Genomic DNA, 2187 nt, shown 5'->3' on the forward strand with positions numbered 1-2187 from the left:
CCGAACCAGATGGTAGTAGTAAAAGCTTTCATCGGGATCCTTATGTCCAAGATACTTACTGAGGTAGACAAACATGACATTAATATCAATGGCTGCGAGTATCCAGTTGTTAATTCGGTCTACAACAAAACCATGTCTCAATGAGTGAGGTGTAGGGCGCTTATCACAATGTTTTGATGCTTCAGTTTTATTCCAAAAATCACGAAAAATTCTGTCAATGGATGTTTTAAGGACGTGTTCCTTCAGAAATCTTCCTGGGAAAAGCCACTCTGATTTTACTCCTAAATCTTTTTCAAGATACCTGCGGTATTTTCTGATCAGGGTCAGCAGATCCTCTGGCAGATAAACCAGCCTGTCACGATGTTTTTTACCATCATAAATCGTAACAATACCATTCTCAAGATCAATATCAGTTTTCCTGAGTTCACAAACCTCATTATTCCTCATTCCGCAGCAGTAGAACAGGCGAAATATAATCGGATATTCATTTGCCATCCGCAGGTCGCAAGGTTTATGCGTCTTAGGCTGGTATGAATCTACAGCAGAAAAAAATTCCGCCAATTCGGTCTTGTCCATCACATGGATCTGCTTCTGATCTTTGCCGACGTAAAGTGTTGGAACATAGCATTTAATACCATGCGTGTTAAGATATCTTGCAATACCGCGTGCTGCTCCAATACGGCTGTTTTGACTGCTTTTGCTTTCTCCCGGCAAAGAACACATCCAGGCGTCAAGTCTTTCAGGAGTAAAAGCAGCATCTTTGTACCCGTTATCATTCCAATACTGGTCAAGACGAAAGAGCTGGTAGCCTTTTACGTTATATATGTATCCTAAAGCACGCTTTTCAGCAACGTAATCCTGAATAAACGGTGCAAGAACACTTGAATAGGGATAATCTCTATACTCTGTCATAACGGCCTCCTTTCATCAGGAGCCCTGAGTCCGACAAAGATACAGGACACATCCGCATCCGTTCCTCATCAAGATTAAGATAATGCTTTATTGACGTTGTGTCTCTATGACCCAGAAGATCTGCCAAGCCCTGCTTACCGGTACCTTTTCTAAGCTGGTCTGTAGCGTATGTCCTGCGAGTTACATGAAAGCCAGAACCGGGTGTACTTCTACCTGGAAGCATCCTTTTTAACGCTTGTCTGCATACGCTTCTCTTCAGAGCATCGTAAGGAACCCTGTTTTTAATGAAGAGATATCTAGAGGATGTTTTTTTATTTGCTCGTCCGTTTGATATATACAGATAAATGGCATTGCCCACCTCTGTTGGCATAGGCAGCATAATCTCGTGACTTGTCTTCTTTTGATATATACGTATGCACTGGTTTTTCCAATCAAGATCATCCAGCTTCAGATTGATTATGTCAATGGATCTTATGCCCATTTTTAGGCCAAGGAGCATCATTGCATTATCCCTTAGTTCAATCGATGCGGTACTGGCATCCTGTTTCTCCTTGATGCTCTGTTTTTCGTCATCAGTCAGAGTTATGACAATTCTTTCCCTGTTTTCCGATGTACAGAGCAGGGCTTCATTGAGCCCGTATGGGATTATATTCTTCCGCTCCAGATGTTTTAGAAACTTGCGTATCCTAACGTTATAGGCGTTTTTTCCTTCAGGAGTATCATGATAGTCACAGAGATTGAATCCCTTAATAACTGATGCGTCTATCTCTTCAAAGCCTTTTAGACCACTATCTGCCAAATATTCACAAAAACGCGTGACAGATGATCTTATCATATCTATAGTAGATGCAGCCCAGTCTTCCTTGTTCTTAACTTCCAGATATTCGTCCAGTTCAGCTAAACACCAGTCAGGGAGGGTTTCACATCTGAGGGCCCTCGTTATGTTCAGGGACTGCGGCATTATGCATCCTTCTCTGGTATAGATATCAAACAGATACAGCGTTCTTGAAGCCTGGAACCATCCTCTTTTCTCATGATATGTTTTTTCGCGTTCAAGCCACACAGCTGCAATCTCCTTATGGTACCCCAAACTGTTCATTTCCAAAAACAGCAGAAGATTGTGCAGAGTATACGCGGCCATTTTGCAGGGCGATTCACTGTACCCAAGTTTATTAAAATCAATCAGGAAGCTTTCAACAGCCACAGCGTACTCTTCAGAAGGAAAATCAAGACTATCATCTCTATAGTGCTTGATTACTGCTATCTGTTCATCTG

2 protein-coding genes are annotated in these 2187 nt (G+C 41.9%); both read right to left on the reverse strand.

The annotated features are described in order from the left end of the window. On the reverse strand, positions 1-912 hold a 912-nt coding region (locus tag BM377_RS16015), incomplete at its 3' end, for a tyrosine-type recombinase/integrase (RefSeq protein WP_092250986.1). Further along, positions 899-2187: tyrosine-type recombinase/integrase (locus tag BM377_RS16020; RefSeq protein WP_143104536.1), on the reverse strand; the 1289-nt coding region annotated here is incomplete at its 5' end. The genes BM377_RS16020 and BM377_RS16015, both read right to left, overlap by 14 nt.

The organism is Butyrivibrio sp. INlla21 (genome assembly GCF_900116875.1).
Classification (GTDB): domain Bacteria; phylum Bacillota; class Clostridia; order Lachnospirales; family Lachnospiraceae; genus Butyrivibrio.